This window comes from Pseudomonas sp. Van50, assembly GCF_055390755.1.
The window spans coordinates 5810934-5832315 of the sequence record NZ_AP024343.1 but is presented as its reverse complement, the minus strand read 5'-3'; the positions used below and the strand labels follow the sequence as shown (position 1 = coordinate 5832315).

20 protein-coding genes and 1 other RNA gene are annotated in these 21382 nt (G+C 62.8%); 17 read left to right on the top strand and 4 right to left on the bottom strand.

Annotation, left to right across the window (positions count from 1 at the left end; genetic code table 11):
- The first annotated feature begins 126 nt into the window (after positions 1-126).
- Both ACZ5M5_RS25080 and ACZ5M5_RS25075 read left to right on the top strand, forming a co-directional pair.
- Positions 127-744: a glutathione S-transferase N-terminal domain-containing protein gene (locus tag ACZ5M5_RS25080; protein ID WP_003178195.1), complete on the top strand. Its 618-nt coding sequence runs from the start codon at positions 127-129 to the stop codon at positions 742-744.
- 16 nt (positions 745-760) lie between these two features.
- The gene (locus ACZ5M5_RS25075; protein ID WP_053124982.1) at positions 761-1174 is read left to right on the top strand and encodes a ClpXP protease specificity-enhancing factor; all 414 of its coding nucleotides are present in this window, start codon (positions 761-763) and stop codon (positions 1172-1174) included.
- Between the two features lie 694 nt (positions 1175-1868).
- Here ACZ5M5_RS25075 and ACZ5M5_RS25070 read toward each other — a convergent pair.
- From ACZ5M5_RS25070 to ACZ5M5_RS25055, 4 genes are all read right to left on the bottom strand, one after another.
- Positions 1869-2447 (bottom strand): BON domain-containing protein, encoded by a 579-nt coding sequence (locus ACZ5M5_RS25070; RefSeq protein ID WP_030139689.1) that lies wholly within the window; start codon positions 2445-2447, stop codon positions 1869-1871.
- Positions 2444-3037, bottom strand: coding sequence for a phosphoheptose isomerase (locus ACZ5M5_RS25065; protein WP_007928463.1), 594 nt, complete (start codon positions 3035-3037; stop codon positions 2444-2446). The genes ACZ5M5_RS25070 and ACZ5M5_RS25065 overlap by 4 nt, the downstream gene beginning before the upstream one ends.
- A 102-nt stretch (positions 3038-3139) precedes the next feature.
- Positions 3140-3502: a YraN family protein gene (locus ACZ5M5_RS25060; protein ID WP_464738126.1), complete on the bottom strand. Its 363-nt coding sequence runs from the start codon at positions 3500-3502 to the stop codon at positions 3140-3142.
- A complete protein-coding gene (locus ACZ5M5_RS25055) occupies positions 3502-5313 on the bottom strand; it encodes a penicillin-binding protein activator (RefSeq protein WP_060740749.1) in 1812 nt (603 codons plus the stop codon). Before ACZ5M5_RS25055 ends, ACZ5M5_RS25060 begins: the two co-directional genes overlap by 1 nt.
- Positions 5314-5520: 207 nt before the next feature.
- Here ACZ5M5_RS25055 and rsmI point away from each other — a divergent pair, with 207 nt between their 5' ends.
- The 15 genes from rsmI to ACZ5M5_RS24980 all read left to right on the top strand — a co-directional run bounded on the left by rsmI (position 5521) and on the right by ACZ5M5_RS24980 (position 21374).
- Positions 5521-6393, top strand: a complete 873-nt coding sequence (rsmI, locus tag ACZ5M5_RS25050; RefSeq protein WP_103308299.1) for a 16S rRNA (cytidine(1402)-2'-O)-methyltransferase — start codon at positions 5521-5523, stop codon at positions 6391-6393.
- A 74-nt stretch (positions 6394-6467) separates the two neighbouring features.
- Positions 6468-6821, top strand: an RNA gene (gene rnpB, locus ACZ5M5_RS25045) — RNase P RNA component class A.
- A gap of 308 nt (positions 6822-7129) precedes the next feature.
- Positions 7130-7585, top strand: a complete 456-nt coding sequence (mraZ, locus tag ACZ5M5_RS25040; protein WP_003205355.1) for a division/cell wall cluster transcriptional repressor MraZ — start codon at positions 7130-7132, stop codon at positions 7583-7585.
- Complete coding sequence (gene rsmH / locus ACZ5M5_RS25035; RefSeq protein WP_060740751.1) at positions 7582-8529, top strand: 16S rRNA (cytosine(1402)-N(4))-methyltransferase RsmH; 948 nt, start codon at positions 7582-7584, stop codon at positions 8527-8529. The genes mraZ and rsmH overlap by 4 nt, the downstream gene beginning before the upstream one ends.
- Positions 8526-8819, top strand: a complete 294-nt coding sequence (gene ftsL / locus ACZ5M5_RS25030) for a cell division protein FtsL (RefSeq protein WP_003178214.1) — start codon at positions 8526-8528, stop codon at positions 8817-8819. The genes rsmH and ftsL overlap by 4 nt, the downstream gene beginning before the upstream one ends.
- Positions 8819-10558 carry a peptidoglycan D,D-transpeptidase FtsI family protein gene (locus tag ACZ5M5_RS25025; RefSeq protein ID WP_464739451.1) on the top strand — a complete coding sequence of 580 codons (1740 nt, stop codon included), beginning with the start codon at positions 8819-8821 and terminating at the stop codon, positions 10556-10558. Before ftsL ends, ACZ5M5_RS25025 begins: the two co-directional genes overlap by 1 nt.
- Entirely contained in the window at positions 10558-12021 is a 1464-nt protein-coding gene (locus tag ACZ5M5_RS25020) for a UDP-N-acetylmuramoyl-L-alanyl-D-glutamate--2,6-diaminopimelate ligase (RefSeq protein ID WP_060740753.1), read from the top strand. The genes ACZ5M5_RS25025 and ACZ5M5_RS25020 overlap by 1 nt, the downstream gene beginning before the upstream one ends.
- A complete protein-coding gene (locus tag ACZ5M5_RS25015) occupies positions 12014-13381 on the top strand; it encodes a UDP-N-acetylmuramoyl-tripeptide--D-alanyl-D-alanine ligase (protein WP_060740754.1) in 1368 nt (455 codons plus the stop codon). Before ACZ5M5_RS25020 ends, ACZ5M5_RS25015 begins: the two co-directional genes overlap by 8 nt.
- Positions 13381-14463, top strand: a complete 1083-nt coding sequence (mraY, locus tag ACZ5M5_RS25010) for a phospho-N-acetylmuramoyl-pentapeptide-transferase (RefSeq protein ID WP_003205349.1) — start codon at positions 13381-13383, stop codon at positions 14461-14463. Before ACZ5M5_RS25015 ends, mraY begins: the two co-directional genes overlap by 1 nt.
- A 5-nt stretch (positions 14464-14468) precedes the next feature.
- A complete protein-coding gene (murD, locus tag ACZ5M5_RS25005; protein WP_464738125.1) occupies positions 14469-15815 on the top strand; it encodes a UDP-N-acetylmuramoyl-L-alanine--D-glutamate ligase in 1347 nt (448 codons plus the stop codon).
- Positions 15812-17029, top strand: a complete 1218-nt coding sequence (gene ftsW / locus ACZ5M5_RS25000; RefSeq protein WP_092166204.1) for a putative lipid II flippase FtsW — start codon at positions 15812-15814, stop codon at positions 17027-17029. The genes murD and ftsW overlap by 4 nt, the downstream gene beginning before the upstream one ends.
- A complete protein-coding gene (gene murG, locus ACZ5M5_RS24995; protein WP_464738124.1) occupies positions 17019-18089 on the top strand; it encodes an undecaprenyldiphospho-muramoylpentapeptide beta-N-acetylglucosaminyltransferase in 1071 nt (356 codons plus the stop codon). The genes ftsW and murG overlap by 11 nt, the downstream gene beginning before the upstream one ends.
- Positions 18082-19542, top strand: coding sequence for a UDP-N-acetylmuramate--L-alanine ligase (gene murC / locus ACZ5M5_RS24990; protein WP_060740758.1), 1461 nt, complete (start codon positions 18082-18084; stop codon positions 19540-19542). Before murG ends, murC begins: the two co-directional genes overlap by 8 nt.
- On the top strand, positions 19539-20504 hold the full coding sequence (locus ACZ5M5_RS24985) for a D-alanine--D-alanine ligase (RefSeq protein ID WP_060740759.1): 966 nt from the start codon (positions 19539-19541) through the stop codon (positions 20502-20504). Before murC ends, ACZ5M5_RS24985 begins: the two co-directional genes overlap by 4 nt.
- A 3-nt stretch (positions 20505-20507) precedes the next feature.
- Positions 20508-21374, top strand: coding sequence for a cell division protein FtsQ/DivIB (locus tag ACZ5M5_RS24980; protein WP_042729561.1), 867 nt, complete (start codon positions 20508-20510; stop codon positions 21372-21374).
- The last annotated feature ends 8 nt before the right edge of the window (positions 21375-21382 follow it).

The window sequence follows — 21382 nt, the reverse complement described above, 5'->3', positions numbered from 1 at the left end:
TCGTGCGCGCCCAAGGGCGTCTCTAGACATGTAACGAGCCTGGCCCGCCAGGTGTTACGGGAGACGCCCTCTGGGCGCGCTCGTTTTTCCGTTTTTCGATAATTTCAACAAGCGAGGAGGATCGCCATGGGCGTGACCAATCGGTTGGCCTGTTACTCCGACCCCGCCGACCACTATTCCCACCGGGTACGCATCGTACTGGCAGAGAAGGGTGTCAGCGCCGAGATCATTTACGTCGAAGCGGGTCGTCAGCCGCCGAAGCTGATCGAAGTGAACCCTTACGGCAGCCTGCCCACATTGGTCGATCGTGACCTGGCGTTGTGGGAGTCGACCGTGGTGATGGAATACCTGGATGAGCGTTATCCGCATCCACCCTTGCTGCCGGTTTATCCTGTCGCGCGTGCCAACAGCCGTTTGCTGATCCATCGCATCCAGCGTGACTGGTGCGGGTTGGTGGATCTGATCCTGGATTCCCGGACCAAGGAGCCGGCGCGGGTCGTGGCGCGCAAGGAATTGCGTGAAAGCCTGACGGGCGTATCGCCGTTGTTCGTCGACAAGCCGTTTTTCCTCAGTGAGGAACAAAGTCTGGTGGATTGCTGCCTATTGCCCATACTCTGGCGTTTGCCGATTCTGGGTATCGAACTGCCGCGGCCTGCCAAGCCGCTGCTTGATTATATGGAGCGCCAATTTGCGCGTGAGGCATTCCAGGCGAGTCTGTCTGGTGTCGAACGCGACATGCGCTAAGGCTTAGGGAGCCGCTATGAACTCCAGTCGACCTTATCTGGTCCGCGCGCTCTACGAGTGGATTGTGGACAATGATTGCACCCCGCACATGCTCGTCAATGCCGAGTTTCCATCGGTGCAGGTGCCGCAGGGTTTTGCCAATGATGGGCAGATTGTCCTGAACGTGTCGCCAGCCGCTGTGCGTCACCTGCACATGGATAATGATGCCGTCAGTTTTGAAGGGCGCTTTGGTGGTGTGCCACACACCCTGTACGTGCCTGTTGCGGCGATTCTGGGGATTTATGCCCGGGAGAATGGCCAGGGCATGGTGTTTGAGCTGGAAGCGCCGTTGGACGGTGAAGAAGAGTTCGAGCCGGATGATGACCTGCCACCGCCGGATGACGAGCCGCCGCGGCCTAGTGGTCGGCCTAGTCTTAAGGTGGTGAAGTAGCGGGGCAGGTAATCTGTTCGCTGTTCGCTGAGGGAAATGCCCGTGTCGTGAGATGTGGGCATTTTTTTTTTGGCTGCATTCACTGGTGGATTGGTGTGTATATCCGTTTCTGCGGTAACGGCTACTGGCGGTTCCGCCCTTACGGCGGGTCACTTTCGAAAAGCGCGAAAGTAACCAAAGCGCTTTTTGCCCCACCACTAGGCACCTCGCCTAGGCTCGGTGTTCCCTCACTCCGGCATTGCTCCGTGGGCCGCCGCGAAGGGCCATCCATGGCCCAGCGCGGCTATCCCGGCATCCATGCCGGGATGCCCACTGCGCAATGCCTGCGTTCGGCCGGCGTGGTTAATGGGGCGCCCAGATCAAAAGCAAAAGCAAGGCAAAAGCGAGGCAAAAGCGAGGCGGCCTTATAGCCGACCTGTCTCCTCCGGCTGTACCCGATGATTCCATTGTGGGAGCGAGCTTGCTCGCGATGGCGTCAGGTCAGCGGCATCGATGTTGGCTGATACACCGCAATCGCGAGCAAGCTCGCTCCCACAGTTGATTGGGGTGCAGCCAGAGAGACGGGTCGGCTATAAGGCTGCCTGGCTTTTGCTTTTGATCTGGGCGCCCCGATCAAATAAAAAAACGGCGCTCCTCTGTATGAGTGAGCGCCGTTTTTTCCAGCCACATGCAGCCTCAAGAGCCGCGAGTCGCCTCAGTCGATGTATTCAAACAACTTGACGATTTTCTGCACGCCGGACACACCCTGCACCAGGTTGGTCGCCTGGGCGGCTTCCTGCTTGGTCAGCAGGCCCAACAGATAGACGATGCCGTTCTCGGTCACAACCTTGATGCGCGAGCCAGGAATGCTGGCGTCGGTGAGCATCTGGGTCTTGATCTTGGTGGTCAGCCACGCATCGTTCTGGCGCGCCAGCAGCGAGGAGGGTTGCAGGACCTGCAGTTCGTTATGCACGGTCTTGACCCGCTGTACGGCGCTGGCTTCCTGCTCGGCCTTGGCCTTGAGGTCGGCACGTGGGGTCTGGCCGGCCAGCAGTACGACACCGTTGAAGCTGGTGACGACGATGTGCGAGTTGTTGTCCAGGTCCGGGTCGGCCTTGGCAATGTTCACGCCGACCTTGGTTTCAATCAGGGAGTCGTCGATCTTGCTGCCGAAGGTGCGGGTGCCGCGGTCGTCTTCAATCGGCTTTTCCCGGCTGGCGTTAACCACCGATGTGCAGCCGCTGATGCCGAGGCACAGGGTCAGGGCCAGAAGGCCTAGGCGATTAGGGGTCATTCTTCACTCCCGAACAGTTGGCTGTCGATCAAGTCGCAAAGGCAGTGGATCGCCAGCAGGTGGACTTCCTGGATACGTGCGGTGACATTGGCCGGTACGCGGATCTCGACGTCTTCGGGCAATAGCAGTGATGCCATGCCGCCGCCGTCACGACCGGTCAATGCTACGACAATCATTTCGCGATCATGTGCGGCCTGGATCGCTTGAATAATATTGGCCGAGTTGCCGCTGGTGGAAATCGCCAGCAGCACATCGCCGGGTTGGCCCAGGGCGCGGATCTGTTTGGAGAAGACTTCGTTGTAGCTGTAGTCGTTGGCGATCGAGGTGATCGTCGAGCTGTCGGTGGTCAGGGCGATCGCCGGCAGGCTCGGGCGTTCGCGCTCGAAGCGGTTGAGCAGCTCCGACGAGAAATGCTGGGCGTCGCCGGCCGAGCCGCCATTGCCGCACGAAAGCATTTTGCCCTCGTTGAGCAAGGCGTTGACCATCACTTGGCTGGCTTGCTCGATGTGCGGTGCAAGTACGTCCATCGCCTGTTGCTTGGTGTCGATACTGGCCTGAAAAAGCTGGCGAATTCGCGATTGCATGTCCATCTGTGTGACCTTAAGTAGCGCGGCTTATGGGCACAAACATGTGCGGCGCGCAAAGCAAAGAGCAAAAAAGTTAGGTGAAGGTGTCCGGCTCGGCATGGGCGCTCAACTGTCGAAGGCGTTCTGCAGCCAGTTCAGCTGGGCGGCGTTGCTGTCGATGGCAACCACGTCGAAGCGGCAGGGGTAATCGGCCCAGCGAGACTCGCGTTGCAGGAAATACTGCGCGGCGAACACCAGCTTCTGGCGCTTGCGCTCGTCAATGCTGTCGAGCGCGCCACCCCATTGGGTATTTTTTCTGTAGCGGACTTCGACGAATACTACTGTATCGCCGTCAAGCATGACCAGATCAAGCTCGCCGCGTTTGCACAACCAGTTCTGCGCCACCAGCCGCAGACCGTGTTGCTGGAGATGCGCGAGGGCCTGGTCCTCGGCATCCCGTCCGCTTTGCTGGCGTGATCGGTCAGGCATCAGCGCTGGGTGTCCGGCAGGCGCTGCACCTGGCCGTTGACGAACTCGGCCCATGGCAGTTGACGCTGTACGCGCTGGGTGGGCGACACGGCCAGGCTGCCCGACAAGCCTTCGATGCGGCTGTCCGGCAACGTCTTGAGTTGGCCAAGGCGTGGTGCCAGGCGATAGGCATCTGCGCCCATCGCGTACAGCCGACCCAGGCTGCCACCCGCCTGGGGCCACTGCGCCGTGACCTGCTTGCGCAGCGGGTCATTGGCGTCGAGCAGCCACGGAGTTTCGCAGAAGCGGATGCCGCTCATGTCGTTGTACTGGTTCTGGTCGCCGCTGGCGCTGAACACCGAAGACGTCGCGTAGACCGGCACGTCGCCGGCGTATTGGAAGTTCAGGGTTGGCTTGATCTGCTGGGCCTGCTGCGGTGTCGAGGCCAGGAAGATGAATTCGATGTCCTGGCGACGGGACGGCTGGGCCGCGACCGTGGTGCCCACGGTGCTTTGCAGGCTCTTGGCGCGACCTTCGCTCTGGCGCAACTGGAACATGTCGGCGATCTGCTGGGCCAGTTGGACCGGCTGGTCGACCCGTTCGATCGCGACGATGGTGCCGCCGTTGGCCTGCCAGTCCTGGCTGAAGGCTTTCAGTACACGATCGCCCCATTCGCCCTTCGGTACCATGGCGGCGGCGCGGTGCAGGCCATCGGCGCGGGCGCGACGGGACACTTCGCGAGCTTCATCCTCGGGTGCCAGGCCGAACTGGAACAGTTGTGGTGGCCCTTGTTCACCTTCGCTGTAGTTCAGCGCCAGGGTAGTGATTGGCAATTGCGGGCGGGTGCTGATCTGCTTGACCAGGGGTTTTTCCAGCGGGCCGATGACCAGTTGCACGCCGTCGGCCTGGGCCTTGCGATAGAATTCGTCCATGGAGGTCAGGCTGGCGCTGTCATAGAACTGGATGCTTGGTGGCGTTTGCCCGGCCTGCTGGGCCTGGTAGTGCGCGGCCATGAAACCCTCGCGCAAGGCCTTGGCAACCGCTGCCAGCTGGCCACTTTGTGGCAGCAGCAGGGCGATCTTGCTCAGTGGCTGGCTGGCCAGTTCCTTGAGCTTGACCAGGGGCGTCGGCAGTTGCAGGGCCGCGGGATGTTTCGGGTTCTGTTCGCGCCAGTGGTCGATGGCCGCCTGCTGCTGTTCCAGGGTGCCGGCGGTCTTGACGGCCTGGGCCAGGCTCAGCCAGCCGCCGAGGTCGTCGTTGGAGGCGGGCTGCAACTGGTCGGTGGGCAGTGAGGCGATCAGCGACCAGATGGCTTCGTGGTTTTTCGCCGCGGCGTCGTCCTTCAGCAAGGGCGCGATGAAGATGCGCTCCTTGGCGGCGGCCAGGGTCTGGCCGTCGGCTTCGAGGGCGCGGGCGCGGACGGTCCCGGTGCGGACCTGCTGCTCCACTGGCATTTCGCTCAGGTGTTGCAGGCTTGGGTGGCTCAGGGCGGTCAGCGCGGCCTTGGGCTGGTTGCGGGTCATCGCCAGTTCCGCCGACAGCGTGCTGGCGAAAATCTGCTGGCCGGGCTTGAGTTGCTCCATCGGCACTTGTTGCAGGATCTGTGCGGACTGGCCGGCATTGCCCTGGCGGTAGGCCAGGTCTGCGGCACTCAGGCGTAGCAGGGCGGCTTTTTCCGGGGTTTTGCTTTGGGTGGCCTGTTCGAGCAACTGCTCGATACTGGCATCCGGGGTCCGTGGAAGTTCGCCAAGGCTGGACGAGGGCGAGCTGGCGCAGGCCGCCAGGAGGGCAGCGAGGCAGAGGGCGGAGAGCAGCCGCAGGCAAGCGATCATGTAAGTGTTCCTGATACGAGATCAAATTAGCGTCGAATTGTACCCAAGCACTGGCCGGGGCGCGATGTTACTGGCGTGAATCGATCAATTTAGGTATTTCAAAGAGTGCGGCGCGCCACAAAAGACAGGGTATTGCCTCTGTGGTGAACAGCTGAGACGGCCGTCACACGCTACAATGGCGGTTTTTACGATCATGAGGTGCGCGTTTTGACTGCTCCAGGTGCTTTGAATTCCGCTGCCGGCTCGCTTTATGTGGTGGCGACGCCCATCGGCAACCTGGACGATATCAGTGCCCGGGCGCTGAAAATCCTGCAGGAGGTCGCGCTGATCGCGGCTGAAGATACGCGTCACTCCCAGCGCCTGCTGCAACATTTCGGCATCTCCACACCGTTGGCGGCCTGTCATGAGCACAATGAGCGGGACGAAGGCAGTCGTTTCATTACCCGGCTGCTGGCTGGCGATAATATCGCGCTGATTTCCGATGCGGGTACGCCGTTGATTTCCGACCCCGGCTATCATCTGGTGCGCCAGGCCCGGGCAGCGGGCATCAGTGTGGTGCCGGTGCCGGGGGCTTGCGCGTTGATCGCGGCGCTGTCGGCGGCAGGCCTGCCGTCGGACCGTTTCATCTTCGAAGGTTTCCTGCCGGCCAAGGCGGTGGGGCGGCGGGCGCGCCTGGAAGCTATAAAGGAAGAGCCGCGCACGCTGATCTTCTATGAGGCGCCGCACCGCATTCTGGAGTGCCTGCAGGACATGGAGCTGGTGTTCGGTGCCGAACGCCAGGCACTGCTGGCCCGGGAGTTGACCAAGACCTTTGAAACCCTCAAGGGGCTGCCGTTGACCGAGTTGCGCGCCTTTGTGGAAAACGACAGCAACCAGCAACGCGGCGAGTGCGTCGTGCTGGTGGCAGGCTGGACGCCGCCGCAAAGCGAGGATGCCGTCAGCGGCGAGGCGATGCGCGTCCTGAACCTGCTGCTCGAGGAAATGCCCCTCAAGCGCGCCGCGGCCCTTGCGGCGCAGATCACTGGCGAGCGCAAGAATGTGCTGTATCAGGTCGCACTGGAAAAACAGAAAGACCAGTGAAACCGGGACAAGGTGCTGGCCCGGGGCTTTTAGCGCTTGTTCTTCAAGCGCTCTACCGTTAACCTTCGCGGCGGAGAGTCGATCGGACAGTCGCTGCCCTCTATGAGAATTAGGGGGGGGAGGAAAGTCCGGGCTCCATAGGGCGAAGTGCCAGGTAATGCCTGGGAGGCGTGAGCCTACGGAAAGTGCCACAGAAAATAACCGCCTAAGCGTTTCGGCGCCGGTAAGGGTGAAAAGGTGCGGTAAGAGCGCACCGCACGGCTGGCAACAGTTCGTGGCTAGGTAAACCCCACTTGGAGCAAGACCAAATAGGGTCCCAAGGCGTGGCCCGCGCTGGGACCGGGTAGGTTGCTAAAGATGTCCAGTGATGGCCATCGTAGACGAATGACTGTTCAAGACAGAACCCGGCTTACAGATCGACTCTCCACCTTTTCCCTTCCTGCCGGAATCACTGGCAGACGCAGTTCCTAAGACCAAAAAAATCTTACTCTTAACAAATCACTTTAACTTGTGCGCGCAGTCCCCTGTGCTGCTTCAGGTTGGGGCGAATTTTCCTACGTCAGATTCTTGTTACCCCTCCTGAAACGCTCCTAAATCTCCGATCTATAAGGCTTTTCCTTCATTACGCGCCTTGACGGTGCGGTGGGCGCATTCCTATAGTGTGCGCAAGTGGCGGAAAGTGGCATGAAGTGGGTTTTTTTGAAGGTAAAACGCCAAAAAGTGGAGAAACGCTGACGTGTTTCGCGGAGCTAACGCTATCAGTCTCGATGCAAAAGGCCGGCTTGCCATGCCCAGCCGGTATCGTGACGAGCTCGTTTCGCGAAGTTCGGGGCAGTTAATCGTCACGATCGACGCCGTTGACCCATGTTTGTGTGTTTACCCTCTGGATGAGTGGGAAATCATCGAAACCAAACTGCGCGCACTGCCTTCGCTGCGTGAAGAAAACCGCCGTCTGCAACGCTTGCTGATCGGTAATGCCGTCGACCTCGAGCTCGATGGCAGTGGTCGTTTCCTGGTGCCGCCGCGCCTGCGCGAGTACGCCAAGCTGGACAAGCGCGCGATGCTGGTGGGCCAACTGAACAAGTTCCAACTGTGGGACGAAGATGCCTGGAATGCGGTTTCTGCCGCTGACCTCGCTGCTATTCAACAACCGGGCGCCATGCCTGACGAACTGCGTGATTTGATCCTGTGACTATTGATAGCGGCTTTAACCACATCACCGTACTGCTTGACGAAGCCGTCGAGGCTCTCGCCGTACGTCCTGATGGTTGCTATCTGGACGGCACGTTCGGGCGTGGCGGGCACAGCCGGTTGATTCTCAGCCAGCTCGGGCCGGACGGCCGGTTGCTGGGGTTCGACAAGGATCCTCAAGCGATTGCCACCGGGCAAGCGCTGGCGGCCGAAGACGGCCGCTTTGTCGTTGTGCAGCGCAGCTTTGCCGAGCTGGGCGCGGAAGTCGCCGAGCGTGGCCTGGCCGGCAAGGTCAGTGGCGTGCTGCTCGACCTGGGCGTGTCGTCGCCACAACTGGACGACCCGGAGCGCGGCTTCAGTTTCCTCAATGACGGCCCGCTGGACATGCGCATGGACCCGTCCCGCGGGATCAGCGCCGCCGAATTCGTCAACACCGCCCCGGTGGAAGAAATCGCCCGTGTCTTCAAGGAATACGGTGAAGAGCGTTTCTCCGGCCGCATGGCCCGCGCCGTGGTCGAGCGCCGCGACATCAAGCCTTTCGAGCGCACCGGCGACCTGGCCGAGGTGTTGAAAGTGGCCAACCCGGCCTGGGAAAAGGGCAAGAACCCGGCGACCCGGGCTTTCCAGGGCCTGCGCATCCACGTCAATAACGAACTGGGCGATCTGCAGGTGGGTCTCGAAGCGGCACTCGAGGCACTGGAAATCGGCGGTCGTCTGGTGGTGATCAGCTTCCATTCCCTGGAAGACCGCATCGTCAAGCTGTTCATGCGCAAGCTCACCAAGGGTGAAGCCGATAACCTGCCGCGCAATCTGCCGGTACGTTTCGAAGCCTTCGTGCCGAAAATCAAGATCCATGGCAAAGCGCAGTTCGCTTCCGAAGCCGAACTCAAGGCCAACCCACGTGCCCGTAGCGCCGTCATGCGCGTCGCGGAGAAGTTGCGGTGAGCAAGCTCTTCGCCAAGCCCCTGCCCGGCGGCAGCTTTTTCATGCTGCTGCTGTTTATCGGCGTGCTCGTGTCGGCCATCGCCGTGTCCTATAGCGCGCACTGGAACCGGCAGTTGCTCAATACCCTTTATAACGAACTCAGCGTGCGCGACAAGGCGCAGGCCGAGTGGGGGCGGTTGATCCTGGAGCAGAGCACCTGGACCGCCCACAGCCGTATCGAAGTCCTGGCCACCGAACAGTTGAAAATGCGCATTCCCGGCGCCGCCGAAGTGCAGATGGTGGCGCCATGATGAAACTCGAAGGGGCGCTGTTCCCGTGGCGGTTTCGTCTGGTCCTGGGCTTGCTCGGGATCATGGTGGCGGCGATTTCGTGGCGCATCATCGACCTGCAGGTCGTCGACCGTGACTTCCTCAAGGGGCAGGGCGATGCCCGCAGTGTGCGGCATATTCCGATCCCGGCTCACCGTGGCCTGATCACCGACCGCAATGGCGAACCCCTGGCCGTGAGTACCCCGGTGACCACCTTGTGGGCCAGCGCCAAGGAAATGCAGTTGGCCAAGGAAAAATGGCCGGCCTTGGCCGCCGCCCTCGGGCAGGACCCCAAGGCCCTGGCCGAGCGCCTCGAAGCCCAGGCCAACAAGGAATTCATTTACCTGGTGCGCGGCTTGACGCCCGAGCAGGGCCAGAGCGTGCTCGACTTGAAAGTACCCGGTGTCTACGGCATCGAAGAGTTCCGGCGTTTCTACCCGGCCGGTGAAGTCACGGCCCACATGGTCGGGTTTACCGACATCGATGACCGGGGCCGGGAAGGTGTCGAACTGGCCTATGACGAATGGCTCGCCGGGGTCGCCGGCAAGCGACAGGTCATCAAGGACCGGCGCGGCCGGCTGATCAAGGATGTCCAAGTCACCAAAAACGCCAAGGCCGGCAAGCCCTTGGCGTTGTCCATTGACCTGCGCCTGCAATATCTTGCCAACCGCGAGCTGCGCAATGCCATCGTCGAGAACGGTGCCAAGGCTGGCAGCCTGGTGATCATGGACGTGAAGACCGGCGAGATCCTGGCGATGGTCAACCAGCCGACCTACAACCCGAACAACCGTCGCAACCTGCAGCCGGCGATGATGCGCAACCGCGCGATGATCGACGTGTTCGAGCCGGGTTCGACCATGAAGGCCGTGTCCATGGCCGCCGCCCTGGAAACCGGGCGCTGGAAGCCGAGCGATACCGTCGAGGTGTACCCGGGCACCCTGCAGATCGGCAAGTACACCATCCGCGACGTGTCCAAGACCGAAGGTCCGGTGCTCGACCTGACCGGCATCCTGATCAACTCCAGTAACGTCGGCATGAGCAAGATCGCCTTCGATATCGGCGGCGAAACGATCTATCGCCTGGCCCAGAAAATCGGCCTCGGCCAGGACACCGGCCTGGGCTTCCCGGGCGAGCGTGTCGGCAACCTGCCGAACTACCGTGACTGGCGCAAGGCTGAAACCGCCACGTTGTCCTACGGCTACGGTGTTTCCGTGACTGCGATCCAGTTGGTCCATGCGTTTTCCGCCCTGGCGAACAACGGGCGCATGGCAACGCTGACCCTGATCAAGACCGACAAGGCGCCGCAGACCACCCAGGTGATCCCGGAAAACGTCGCCAAGACCATGCAGGGCATGCTGCAGCAGGTGATCGAGGCGCCGCGTGGTGTCTATCGCGCCCAGGTGCCGGCGTACCACGTGGCAGGTAAATCGGGTACGGCCCGTAAAACTTCCGTGGGCACCAAAGGCTACGCCGAGAATTCCTACCGTTCGCTGTTTGCCGGATTCGGCCCGATGAGCGACCCGCGCTACGCCATCGTCGTGGTCATCGACGAACCGAGCAAGGCGGGTTATTTCGGTGGCCTGGTCTCGGCGCCGGTGTTCAGCAAAGTGATGTCCGGCACCCTGCGCCTGATGAACATTACCCCGGATAACCTGCCGCCGACCCAGCAGGCCAATACCGCACCGGTCGTTCCCTTGAAAGCCGAAGGAGGGCGTGGCTGATGTCCCTGAGCCTGAACAAGATTTTTGCCCACGCCGGTCACGATCTGCTGATTCGTGAATTGGCCCTGGACAGCCGCAATGTACGTGCCGGGGACTTGTTCCTGGCGGTGCCGGGCGCCCGTGTCGATGGCCGTGACCATATCGCCGACGCCTTGAAGCGTGGCGCGGCTGCCGTGGCTTATGAAGTGCAAGGCGCCACCGTGCTGCCCATCACTGACGTGCCATTGATTCCGGTCAAGGGCCTGGCGGCGCAGCTGTCGGACATCGCCGGGCGTTTTTATGGCGACCCGAGCCGTCACCTGAACCTGGTGGGCGTGACGGGTACCAACGGCAAGACCAGCGTGACCCAACTGGTGGCCCAGGCGTTGGACCTGCTCGGCCAGCATTGCGGGATTGTCGGCACCTTGGGCAACGGTTTTCATGGTGCGCTGGAAAGCGGCCTGCACACCACGCCGAACCCGATTGCCGTGCAAGCGACCCTGGCGGACCTGAAGAAGGCCGGTGCCAAGGCCGTTGCGATGGAAGTCTCGTCCCATGGCCTGGACCAGGGCCGAGTGACGGCGCTGGCATTCGATGTGGCGGTGTTGACCAACCTGTCCCGGGACCACCTAGATTACCACGGTACCATGCAGGCCTACGGCGAAGCCAAGGCCAAGCTGTTTGCCTGGAATGACTTGAAATGCCGGGTCATCAACCTCGACGACGAGTTCGGTCGGCAACTGGCCGCCGACAAGCGCGAGTCCCGGTTGATCACCTATAGCCTGGAAGATACCAGCGCCTACCTTTATATACGTCAGGCGCAGTTCAATGATGAAGGCGTGCGCGCCACGCTGGTCACGCCCCAGGGCGAGCACCATTTGCGCAGCACCTTGCTCGGCCGCTTCAATCTGAGCAACGTATTGGCGGCCATTGGCGCCTTGCTCGGCCTGGACTATGCGCTGGACGAAATTCTCAAGGTGCTGCCAAAGCTCGAAGGGCCAGCCGGGCGCATGCAGCGCCTTGGCGGTGGGGCCCAACCGTTGGTGGTGGTCGATTACGCCCATACCCCTGACGCGTTGGAAAAAGTCCTCACGGCCCTGCGTCCTCACGCCAAGGGCAAGTTGCTGTGCCTGTTCGGCTGCGGTGGCGATCGTGATCGCGGCAAGCGGCCATTGATGGCCGAAGTCGTGGAGCGGCTGGCAGACGGTGTGCTGGTCACCGACGACAACCCGCGCAGCGAAGACCCACTGCGAATTTTCGACGACATCCGCGCCGGTTTTACCGCTGTGGATAAGGTCAACTTCGTCGCTGGTCGCGGCCAGGCCATCGCCCAGTTGATCGCCAGCGCCTCGGCGGACGATGTCATCGTCCTGGCAGGCAAGGGCCACGAGGACTATCAGGAAATCAACGGCGAACGCCATGCGTTCTCCGATCTGGTGGAAGCCGATCACGCCCTGACCGCGTGGGAGGTGGCTCATGCTTAAGGCCCTGAAACTCAGCGAACTGACCAACGCCCTGAATGCGCGCCTCATCGCCGCGGACGCCAGCTTCGACGGCGTCAGCATCGACAGCCGGGCGATCGCACCGGGGCAATTGTTCGTCGCCCTGGCCGGGCCGCGTTTCGATGGCCACGATTACTTGAACGAGGTCGCGGGCAAAGGTGCGGTCGCAGCCCTGGTCGAGCGGGAAGTGAGCAACAGCACGTTGCCGCAATTGCTCGTCAACGACACTCGCCAGGCCCTGGGCCAGCTCGGTGCACTGAACCGTGCGGCGTATGGCAACCCGGTCGCCGCCATCACCGGCTCCAGCGGCAAGACCACGGTCAAGGAAATGCTTGCCAGCATCCTGCGCACCCGCGGTCCGGTGCTGGCGACCCGTGGCAACCTGAACAACGACCTCGGCGTGCCGCTGACCTTGCTGGAGCTGGCGCCGGAACACAGCGCCGCCGTCATCGAGCTGGGGGCTTCGCGGCTCGGCGAGATTGCCTACACCGTGGCGATGACCAAACCTCACGTGGCGGTGCTCAACAACGCCGGTACCGCCCACGTCGGCGAGTTCGGCGGCCCGGAAAAAATCGTCGAGGCCAAGGGCGAGATCATCGAAGGGCTGGATGCCGATGGCGTCGCCGTGCTGAATCTCGACGACAAGGCTTTCGAAATCTGGAAGACCCGGGCGGGCGAGCGCAAGGTGCTGACCTTTGCCCTGAGCAACCTCGCCGCGAATTTCTACGCCAGCGACCTGGACCGTGATGCCCGTGGTTGCCCGGCCTTCAACCTGCACAGCCCCGACGGCGCCGAGCGGGTCCAGTTGAACCTGCTGGGTACCCATAACGTTGCCAACGCCCTGGCCGCGGCGGCTGCCGCCCATGCCCTGGGTGTGTCGCTGCCGGGCATCGTCGCCGGGCTGAACGCCGTGCAGCCGGTCAAGGGGCGCTCCGTCGCGCAACTGGCCAGCAATGGCATGCGCGTCATCGACGACACCTACAACGCCAACCCGTCGTCCATGTGCGCGGCCGTGGACATCCTCGCCGGTTTCTCCGGCCGCACCGTGCTGGTGTTGGGTGATATCGGTGAACTGGGCGAGTGGGCGCAACAGGGCCATCACGACGTTGGTGCCTATGCGCGCGGCAAGGTCGATGCGCTGTATGCGGTCGGTCCGATGATGGCCCATGCGGTCGCCGCGTTTGGCGAACACGCGCGGCATTTCACCACTCAAGCCGAACTGATCCAGGCCCTGGGCGCCGAGCAGGACCCGAACACCACCTTATTGATCAAGGGCTCACGCAGCGCAGCGATGGAAAACATCGTCGCGGCACTGTGCGGCGCCTCCACGGAGAAACATTAATGCTGCTGCTGCTAGCGGAGTACCTGCAACAGTTCCACAAAGGCTTCGCGGTCTTCCAGTACCTGACCCTGCGCGGGATCCTGGGTGTGCTGACCGCGTTGTCGTTGTCGCTGTTCCTGGGCCCGTGGATGATCCGCACCCTGCAGAACCTGCAGATCGGCCAGTCGGTCCGTAACGACGGTCCGCAATCGCACCTGTCCAAATCCGGCACCCCGACCATGGGTGGCGCGTTGATCCTGTCGTCCATCGGCATCAGCACCTTGCTCTGGGCCGACCTGGCGAACCGTTACGTCTGGGTCGTGCTGTTGGTGACTTTGCTTTTCGGTGCCATCGGCTGGGTCGACGATTACCGCAAGGTGATCGAGAAGAACTCCCGGGGGCTGCCGAGCCGCTGGAAATATTTCTGGCAGTCGGTGTTCGGCCTCGGCGCGGCGATCTTCCTTTACATGACCGCCGCCTCGCCGGTGGAAACCACCCTGATCCTGCCGATGCTCAAGGACTACAGCATTCCGCTGGGCGCCGGTTTCATCGTGCTGACCTACCTGGTCATCGTCGGGTCGAGTAACGCGGTCAACCTCACCGACGGCCTTGACGGCCTGGCGATCATGCCGACGGTCATGGTCGGCGGCGCGCTGGGGATCTTCTGCTACCTGTCGGGTAACGTGAAATTCGCCGAATACCTGCTGATCCCTTATGTGCCGGGGGCAGGCGAGCTGATCGTGTTCTGCGGTGCACTGATCGGTGCCGGCCTGGGCTTTTTGTGGTTCAACACCTACCCGGCGCAAGTCTTCATGGGCGATGTCGGCGCGCTGGCGCTGGGCGCGGCCCTGGGCACCATCGCGGTGATCGTTCGCCAGGAAATCGTCCTGTTCATCATGGGCGGCGTGTTCGTGATGGAGACCCTGTCAGTCGTCATTCAGGTTGCTTCCTTTAAATTGACCGGCCGCCGCGTATTCCGCATGGCGCCGATTCACCACCACTTTGAACTCAAGGGCTGGCCCGAGCCGCGTGTGATCGTCCGTTTCTGGATCATCACCGTGATTCTGGTGCTGATCGGCCTTGCCACCCTGAAGCTGAGGTAGAACGAGTGTCCCTGATCGCTTCTGACCACTTCCGCATCGTTGTCGGCCTCGGCAAGAGCGGCATGTCCCTGGTTCGCTTCCTGGCGAACCGGGGCGTGTCGTTTGCCGTGGCCGACACGCGGGAAAATCCGCCTGAGCTGGCCACGCTGCGCCGTGACTATCCCCAGGTGGACGTGCGTTGTGGCGAGCTGGACGTCGAGTTCCTGTGCCGCGCCGATGAGCTCTACGTGAGCCCCGGCCTGGCCCTGGCGACTCCGGCCCTGCAGGCGGCCGCTGCCCGTGGCGTGAAACTGTCCGGCGACATCGAGCTGTTCGCGCGTAACGCCAAGGCGCCGATCGTTGCCATCAGCGGTTCGAACGCCAAGAGCACCGTCACCACCCTGGTGGGCGAGATGGCCGCGGCGGCCGGCAAGCGCGTCGCCGTGGGCGGCAACCTCGGTACCCCGGCCCTGGACCTGCTCAGCGACGACGTCGAGCTGTACGTGATGGAGCTGTCGAGCTTCCAGCTGGAAACCACCGACCACCTGGGCGCCGAAGTGGCCACCGTGCTCAACGTCAGCGAAGACCACATGGACCGCTACAGCGGCCTGCCGGCCTATCACCTGGCCAAGCACCGGATCTTCCGCGGGGCCCGGCAGGTGGTGTTCAACCGCCAGGACGCCTTGACCCGTCCGTTGCTGGGCGAGGGCATGCCGTGCTGGTCCTTCGGCCTGGGGGTTCCGGATTTCAAAGGCTTCGGCTTGCGCGAAGAGAATGGCGAGAAATACCTGGCCTTCGAATTCCAGAACCTGATGCCGGTGCGCGAACTGAAGATTCGTGGCGCCCACAACCAGGCCAATGCCCTGGCCGCGTTGGCCCTGGGGCATGCGGTCGGCCTGCCGTTCGACGCCATGCTATCGGCCCTGCGCACGTTTGCCGGTCTCGAACACCGCTGCCAGTGGGTGCGCGACCTCGATGGCGTGGCCTGGTACAACGACTCCAAGGCCACCAACGTCGGTGCCGCGCTGGCGGCCATCGAAGGGCTGGGGGCGGACATCGCAGGCAAGCTCGTGCTGATCGCCGGCGGCGACGGCAAGGGCGCCGACTTCAAGGACCTGCGCGACCCCGTGGCAGCCAACTGCCGTGCCGTGGTGCTGATGGGCCGCGACCGCGAATTGATTGCCCAGGCCCTCGGCGATGCCGTGCCGCTGGTTCGCGTCGGTTCGCTGGACGAGGCGGTGCAGCAATGCCGCGCTCTCGCGCAGCCGGGCGATGCGGTGCTGTTGTCACCGGCCTGCGCCAGTTTCGACATGTTCAAGAACTATGAAGAGCGCGGGCAGTTGTTCGCCCGGGCCGCGGAGGACTTGGCATGAGCCTGATGAACATCATCAAGCCGTACCCGTCGCCGTTGATCACCGGACGTGGCATCGACCTGGATTTCCCGATGCTCGCCGGTTGCCTGGCCTTGCTGGGCCTGGGCCTGGTGATGATCACCTCCGCGTCGTCGGAAGTGGCCGCCGTGCAGTCGGGCAACACCCTTTACCACATGATCCGCCACCTGGTTTACCTGGTGATCGGCCTGGGCGCGTGCATCGTCACCATGATGGTGCCAATCGCCACCTGGCAACGCCTGGGCTGGTTGATGCTGCTCGGTGCCTTCGGCCTGTTGGTGATGGTGCTGGTGCCGGGGATCGGCCGCGAGGTCAACGGTTCGATGCGCTGGATCGGCTTCAGCTTCTTCAACGTGCAGCCCTCGGAGATCGCCAAGGTCTTCGTGGTGATTTTCCTGGCCGGTTATCTGGTGCGTCGCCAGAAAGAAGTGCGCGAGAGCTGGATGGGCTTCTTCAAGCCGTTCATCGTCTTGCTGCCCATGGCGGGCCTGCTGCTGATGGAGCCGGACTTCGGCGCCACGGTGGTGATGATGGGCGCCGCCGCGGCGATGCTGTTCCTCGGTGGGGTCGGGCTGTTTCGCTTCATCCTGATGGTGGCGTTGGCGGTGGCGGCCGTGACCGTGCTGGTTCAGGCGCAACCGTACCGGATGGCGCGCCTGATCACCTTTACCGACCCGTGGGCCGACCAGTTCGGTTCCGGCTATCAATTGACCCAGGCCCTGATTGCCTTCGGTCGCGGCGAATGGTTGGGCGTGGGCTTGGGCAACAGCGTGCAGAAGCAGTTCTACCTGCCGGAAGCCCACACCGACTTCGTATTCTCGGTACTGGCCGAAGAGCTGGGCGTCGTCGGCTCCCTGTGCACCGTCGCCCTGTTCGTGTTCGTCTGTGTGCGCGGCATGTACATCGGCTTGTGGGCCGAAAAGGCCAAGCAGTTTTTCGCCGCTTACGTGGCGTATGGCTTGTCGTTCCTGTGGATCGGCCAGTTCCTGATCAACATCGGCGTGAACGTCGGCCTCTTGCCGACCAAAGGTCTGACGCTGCCGTTCCTCAGTTATGGCGGCAGTTCCCTGGTGATCTGCTGTGCCTGTCTCGGTCTGTTGCTGCGTATCGAATGGGAGAGCCGAACCCACCTGGGCAGCGAAGAGATGGAATTCCAGGAGAGCGACTTCGCCGAGGAGCCGACTCATGGGCGCTAACGTGCTGATCATGGCGGGCGGTACCGGCGGGCACGTGTTCCCGGCGCTGGCCTGTGCCCGGGAGTTCCAGGCGCGGGGCTACACCGTGCACTGGCTGGGTACGCCGCGGGGGATCGAGAACGAACTGGTGCCTGGCGCCGGCCTCGAACTGCACCGGATCGACGCCAGCGGCCTGCGGGGCAAGGGCAAGTTGTCGTTGCTCAAGGCGCCGCTGATGCTGCTCAAGTCGATCTGGCAGGCGCGAGCGATCATTCGTCGGTTGCGCCCGGTGTGCGTGGTCGGGTTCGGTGGTTATGTGACCGGCCCTGGCGGCGTTGCGGCAAAACTGGCCGGCGTGCCGGTGATCGTCCACGAGCAGAACGCCGTGGCCGGTACCGCCAATCGGTTACTGGTGCCGTTGGCCGCCCGGGTCTGTGAAGCCTTTCCCGACACCTTTACCCTGTCGGGCAGCCGCCGCACCACCGGTAATCCGGTGCGTACCGAGCTGTTCCTGGAGACACCGCGCCCGGCCCTGGCTGGACGCAAGGCGCGTTTGCTGATCCTGGGTGGAAGCCTGGGGGCAGAACCGTTGAACAAATTGCTGCCCGAAGCCTTGTCGCTGGTCGCTCCCGACCTGCGGCCGGAAGTGTTCCATCAGGCTGGCAAACATCACGATGAAGTGACCGCCGAGCGCTACCGCGCCGCCGGCGTCGAGGCGCAAGTGCAGCCTTTCATCAAAGACATGGCCCAAGCCTATGGCTGGGCCGACCTGGTGGTCTGCCGCGCAGGCGCGCTGACCATCAGTGAACTGGCTGCCGCCGGTCTGCCCTCGATGCTGGTGCCTTTGCCCCACGCCATCGACGATCACCAGACCCGTAACGCCGATTATTTGGCCCGTGAAGGCGCTGCCTTCCTGATGCCGCAAAGAACGACTGGCGCCGCGGATCTCGCCGCCCGCCTGACAGAGGTTTTGATGCAGCCGCAACGACTTGAAGACATGGCCCGCGCCGCCCGCCGCCTGGCCAAACCCGATGCCACGGCCCAAGTGGTCGATACCTGCCTGGAGGTGGCCCATGGTTGAGAATCGCAAAGCCATGCCGCAACCGGAAATGCGCCGTATCCGCCGTATCCACTTCGTCGGTATCGGCGGCGTGGGCATGTGCGGGATCGCCGAGGTATTGCTGAACCTGGGTTACCAGGTCTCGGGTTCCGACCTGAAAGCTTCCCCGGTCACCGAGCGCCTGGAGTCCTTCGGTGCGCAGATCTTTATCGGTCACCGTGCCGAGAACGCCGCCGATGCTGACGTGCTGGTGGTTTCCAGCGCCGTGAACACCTCCAACCCGGAAGTCGCCACCGCCCTGGAACGCCGCATTCCGGTGGTGCCACGGGCTGAGATGCTCGCCGAGCTGATGCGCTATCGCCATGGCATCGCCGTCGCCGGTACCCACGGCAAAACCACCACCACCAGCCTGATCGCCTCGGTGTTCGCGGCCGGTGGCCTGGACCCGACGTTCGTGATCGGTGGTCGTCTGAATGCCGCGGGCACCAATGCCCAGCTGGGCACCAGCCGCTACCTGATCGCCGAAGCCGACGAGAGCGATGCGAGCTTCCTGCACCTGCAACCGCTGGTGGCCGTGGTGACCAACATCGACGCCGACCACATGGCGACCTACGACGGTGACTTCAACAAACTGAAGAAAACCTTCGTCGAGTTCCTCCACAACCTGCCGTTCTACGGTCTGGCCGTGGTGTGCCTGGACGACCCGGTGGTGCGTGAAATCCTGCCGCTGATCAAGCGTCCGACCGTGACCTACGGCTTTGGCGAAGACGCCGACGTGCGCGCCATCAATGTGCGCCAGCAAGGCATGCAGACGTTCTTCACCGTCTTGCGCCCTGATCGCGAGCCGTTGGACGTGTCGGTGAACATGCCCGGCAACCACAACGTGCTCAATTCCTTGGCCACCATCTGCATCGCCACCGACGAAGGCGTCAGCGATGAAGCCATCGTCCAGGGCCTGTCCGGGTTCCAGGGCGTGGGCCGACGTTTCCAGGTCTACGGCGAACTGCCGGTGGACGGCGGCAACGTGATGCTGGTGGACGACTATGGCCACCACCCGACCGAAGTCGCGGCGGTGATCAAGGCCGTGCGCGGTGGCTGGCCGGAGCGGCGCCTGGTGATGGTCTACCAGCCGCACCGCTATAGCCGCACCCGCGACCTGTATGACGATTTCGTCCAGGTGCTGGCCGACGCCAACGTGCTGCTGTTGATGGAAGTCTACCCGGCCGGTGAAGAGCCGATCCCCGGGGCCGACAGCCGCCAGCTGTGCCACAGCATTCGTCAACGCGGCCAGTTGGACCCGATCTACATCGAACGTGGCGTAGACCTCGCGCCGCTGGTCAAGCCGTTGCTGCGCGCCGGCGACATCCTGCTGTGCCAGGGGGCCGGTGACATCGGTGGCCTGGCCCCGAAACTGTTGAAAAGTCCGTTATTCGCCGGAGCAATCGTGGCCTCCAGCGAGGGGAAACTGAAATGACTGCTGCCTACGCCAACCTGGTCTCGACCCTCGATCCGCAAGCCTTCGGCCGCGTGGCCGTGCTGTTCGGTGGCAAGAGCGCCGAGCGCGAGGTGTCCCTCAAGTCCGGCAACGCCGTGTTGCAAGCCTTGCAAAGTGCCGGCGTCGACGCCTTCGGCATCGATGTGGGCGACGATTTCCTGCAGCGCCTGCTGAGCGAAAAGATCGATCGCGCGTTCATCATCCTCCATGGTCGCGGCGGCGAAGACGGCAGCATGCAAGGCCTGCTCGAATGCCTGGGGATCCCCTACACCGGCAGCGGCATCCTGGCATCCGCCCTGGCGATGGATAAACTGCGCACCAAGCAGGTCTGGCACAGCCTTGGCATTCCGACGCCGCGTCACGCCGTGCTGGCGTCCGAGGCCGATTGTATTTCGGCGGCCACGGAACTGGGCTTCCCTTTGATCGTCAAACCGGCCCATGAAGGTTCAAGTATCGGCATGGCGAAAGTGAATTCGCTGCCTGAGTTGACCGCGGCATGGAAGGACGCCAGTTCCTACGATTCGCAAGTGTTGGTCGAACAATGGATCACCGGTCCCGAGTTCACCATCGCCACCCTGCGTGACCAGGTGTTGCCTCCGATTGCGCTGGGCACGCCCCACACGTTCTACGACTACGACGCCAAGTACATCGCCAACGATACCCAGTACCGCATTCCCTGCGGGCTGGACGCTGCCAAGGAAAAAGAACTGATGGACCTCACGGCCAAGGCCTGTGAGGCGCTGGGTATCGCCGGTTGGGGCCGGGCAGACGTGATGCAGGACGCCGATGGGCAGTTCTGGTTCCTGGAAGTCAACACCGCGCCCGGCATGACCGATCACAGCCTGGTACCGATGGCGGCCCGTGCCGCCGGTCTGGATTTCCAGCAACTGGTGTTGTCGATCCTGGCGGCCAGTGTCGGCCCTCAAGAGCCAAGAGGTTAAGCCATGCAAGGCGCATCGCTTCGTCATCAGCCATCCGCACCCGGTCGCAAGCCGGTGCCGCGGGGTGCCAGCCGAATGGTGGCCAAAGAGCCGATGTCGGCGCGCTTGCCGAAAGCCAACTTTGGTTTTCTCAAGAGCCTGTTCTGGCCGGTGCTGCTGGTGGCGTTGGGGTTCGGTACCTATGAAGGCGCGCAACGGTTGCTGCCTTATGCCGACCGGCCGATCGCCCGGATCAACGTCCAGGGCGACCTGAGCTACATCAGCCAGCAGGCAGTGCAGCAGCGGATCGCCCCGTTCGTCGCGTCGAGTTTCTTCACCATCGACCTGGCGGGCATGCGCACGGAGCTGGAGCAGATGCCCTGGATCGCTCACGCCGAAGTCCGGCGGGTGTGGCCCGACCAGGTGTCGATTCGCCTGGAAGAGCAACTGCCGGTGGCCCGCTGGGGCGACGAGTCGTTGCTGAACAACCAGGGCCAGGCGTTTACGCCGCGAGAACTGGCCAACTATGAACATTTGCCACAACTGTTCGGTCCACAGCGGGCCCAGCAGCAAGTGATGCAGCAATACCAGGTGTTGAGCCAGATGTTGCGGCCGTTGGGCTTCTCCATCGCGCGCCTGGAATTGCGTGAGCGCGGCAGTTGGTTCCTGACCACTGGCGCGGGCAGCTCGGGGCCGGGCATCGAGCTGTTGCTCGGGCGCGGCAACCTGGTGGAAAAGATGCGCCGCTTCATCGCCATCTATGACAAGACGCTCAAAGAACAGATTACGAACATTGCGCGCATCGATCTGCGCTACGCCAACGGCCTGGCCGTTGGCTGGCGGGAACCTGTAGCGCCGACGACGGCCGAACCCGCCGTCGCGAAGAATTAAGAAGAGGC

Excerpts from the sequence above, each read along its gene's own strand:
- ACZ5M5_RS24985 (WP_060740759.1), top strand. The coding sequence starts at position 19,539 with ATGACTGCTGCCTACGCCAACCTGGTCTCGACCCTCGATCCGCAAGCC.
- murC (WP_060740758.1), top strand. The coding sequence starts at position 18,082 with ATGGTTGAGAATCGCAAAGCCATGCCGCAACCGGAAATGCGCCGTATC.
- ACZ5M5_RS25080 (WP_003178195.1), top strand. The coding sequence starts at position 127 with ATGGGCGTGACCAATCGGTTGGCCTGTTACTCCGACCCCGCCGACCAC.
- ftsW (WP_092166204.1), top strand. The coding sequence starts at position 15,812 with ATGAGCCTGATGAACATCATCAAGCCGTACCCGTCGCCGTTGATCACC.
- ACZ5M5_RS24980 (WP_042729561.1), top strand. The coding sequence starts at position 20,508 with ATGCAAGGCGCATCGCTTCGTCATCAGCCATCCGCACCCGGTCGCAAG.
- ACZ5M5_RS25025 (WP_464739451.1), top strand. The coding sequence starts at position 8,819 with ATGAAACTCGAAGGGGCGCTGTTCCCGTGGCGGTTTCGTCTGGTCCTG.
- ACZ5M5_RS25070 (WP_030139689.1), bottom strand. The coding sequence starts at position 2,447 with ATGACCCCTAATCGCCTAGGCCTTCTGGCCCTGACCCTGTGCCTCGGC.
- ACZ5M5_RS25075 (WP_053124982.1), top strand. The coding sequence starts at position 761 with ATGAACTCCAGTCGACCTTATCTGGTCCGCGCGCTCTACGAGTGGATT.
- ACZ5M5_RS25015 (WP_060740754.1), top strand. The coding sequence starts at position 12,014 with ATGCTTAAGGCCCTGAAACTCAGCGAACTGACCAACGCCCTGAATGCG.
- mraY (WP_003205349.1), top strand. The coding sequence starts at position 13,381 with ATGCTGCTGCTGCTAGCGGAGTACCTGCAACAGTTCCACAAAGGCTTC.
- ACZ5M5_RS25060 (WP_464738126.1), bottom strand. The coding sequence starts at position 3,502 with ATGCCTGACCGATCACGCCAGCAAAGCGGACGGGATGCCGAGGACCAG.
- ACZ5M5_RS25055 (WP_060740749.1), bottom strand. The coding sequence starts at position 5,313 with ATGATCGCTTGCCTGCGGCTGCTCTCCGCCCTCTGCCTCGCTGCCCTC.
- ACZ5M5_RS25020 (WP_060740753.1), top strand. The coding sequence starts at position 10,558 with ATGTCCCTGAGCCTGAACAAGATTTTTGCCCACGCCGGTCACGATCTG.
- ACZ5M5_RS25065 (WP_007928463.1), bottom strand. The coding sequence starts at position 3,037 with ATGGACATGCAATCGCGAATTCGCCAGCTTTTTCAGGCCAGTATCGAC.
- murG (WP_464738124.1), top strand. The coding sequence starts at position 17,019 with ATGGGCGCTAACGTGCTGATCATGGCGGGCGGTACCGGCGGGCACGTG.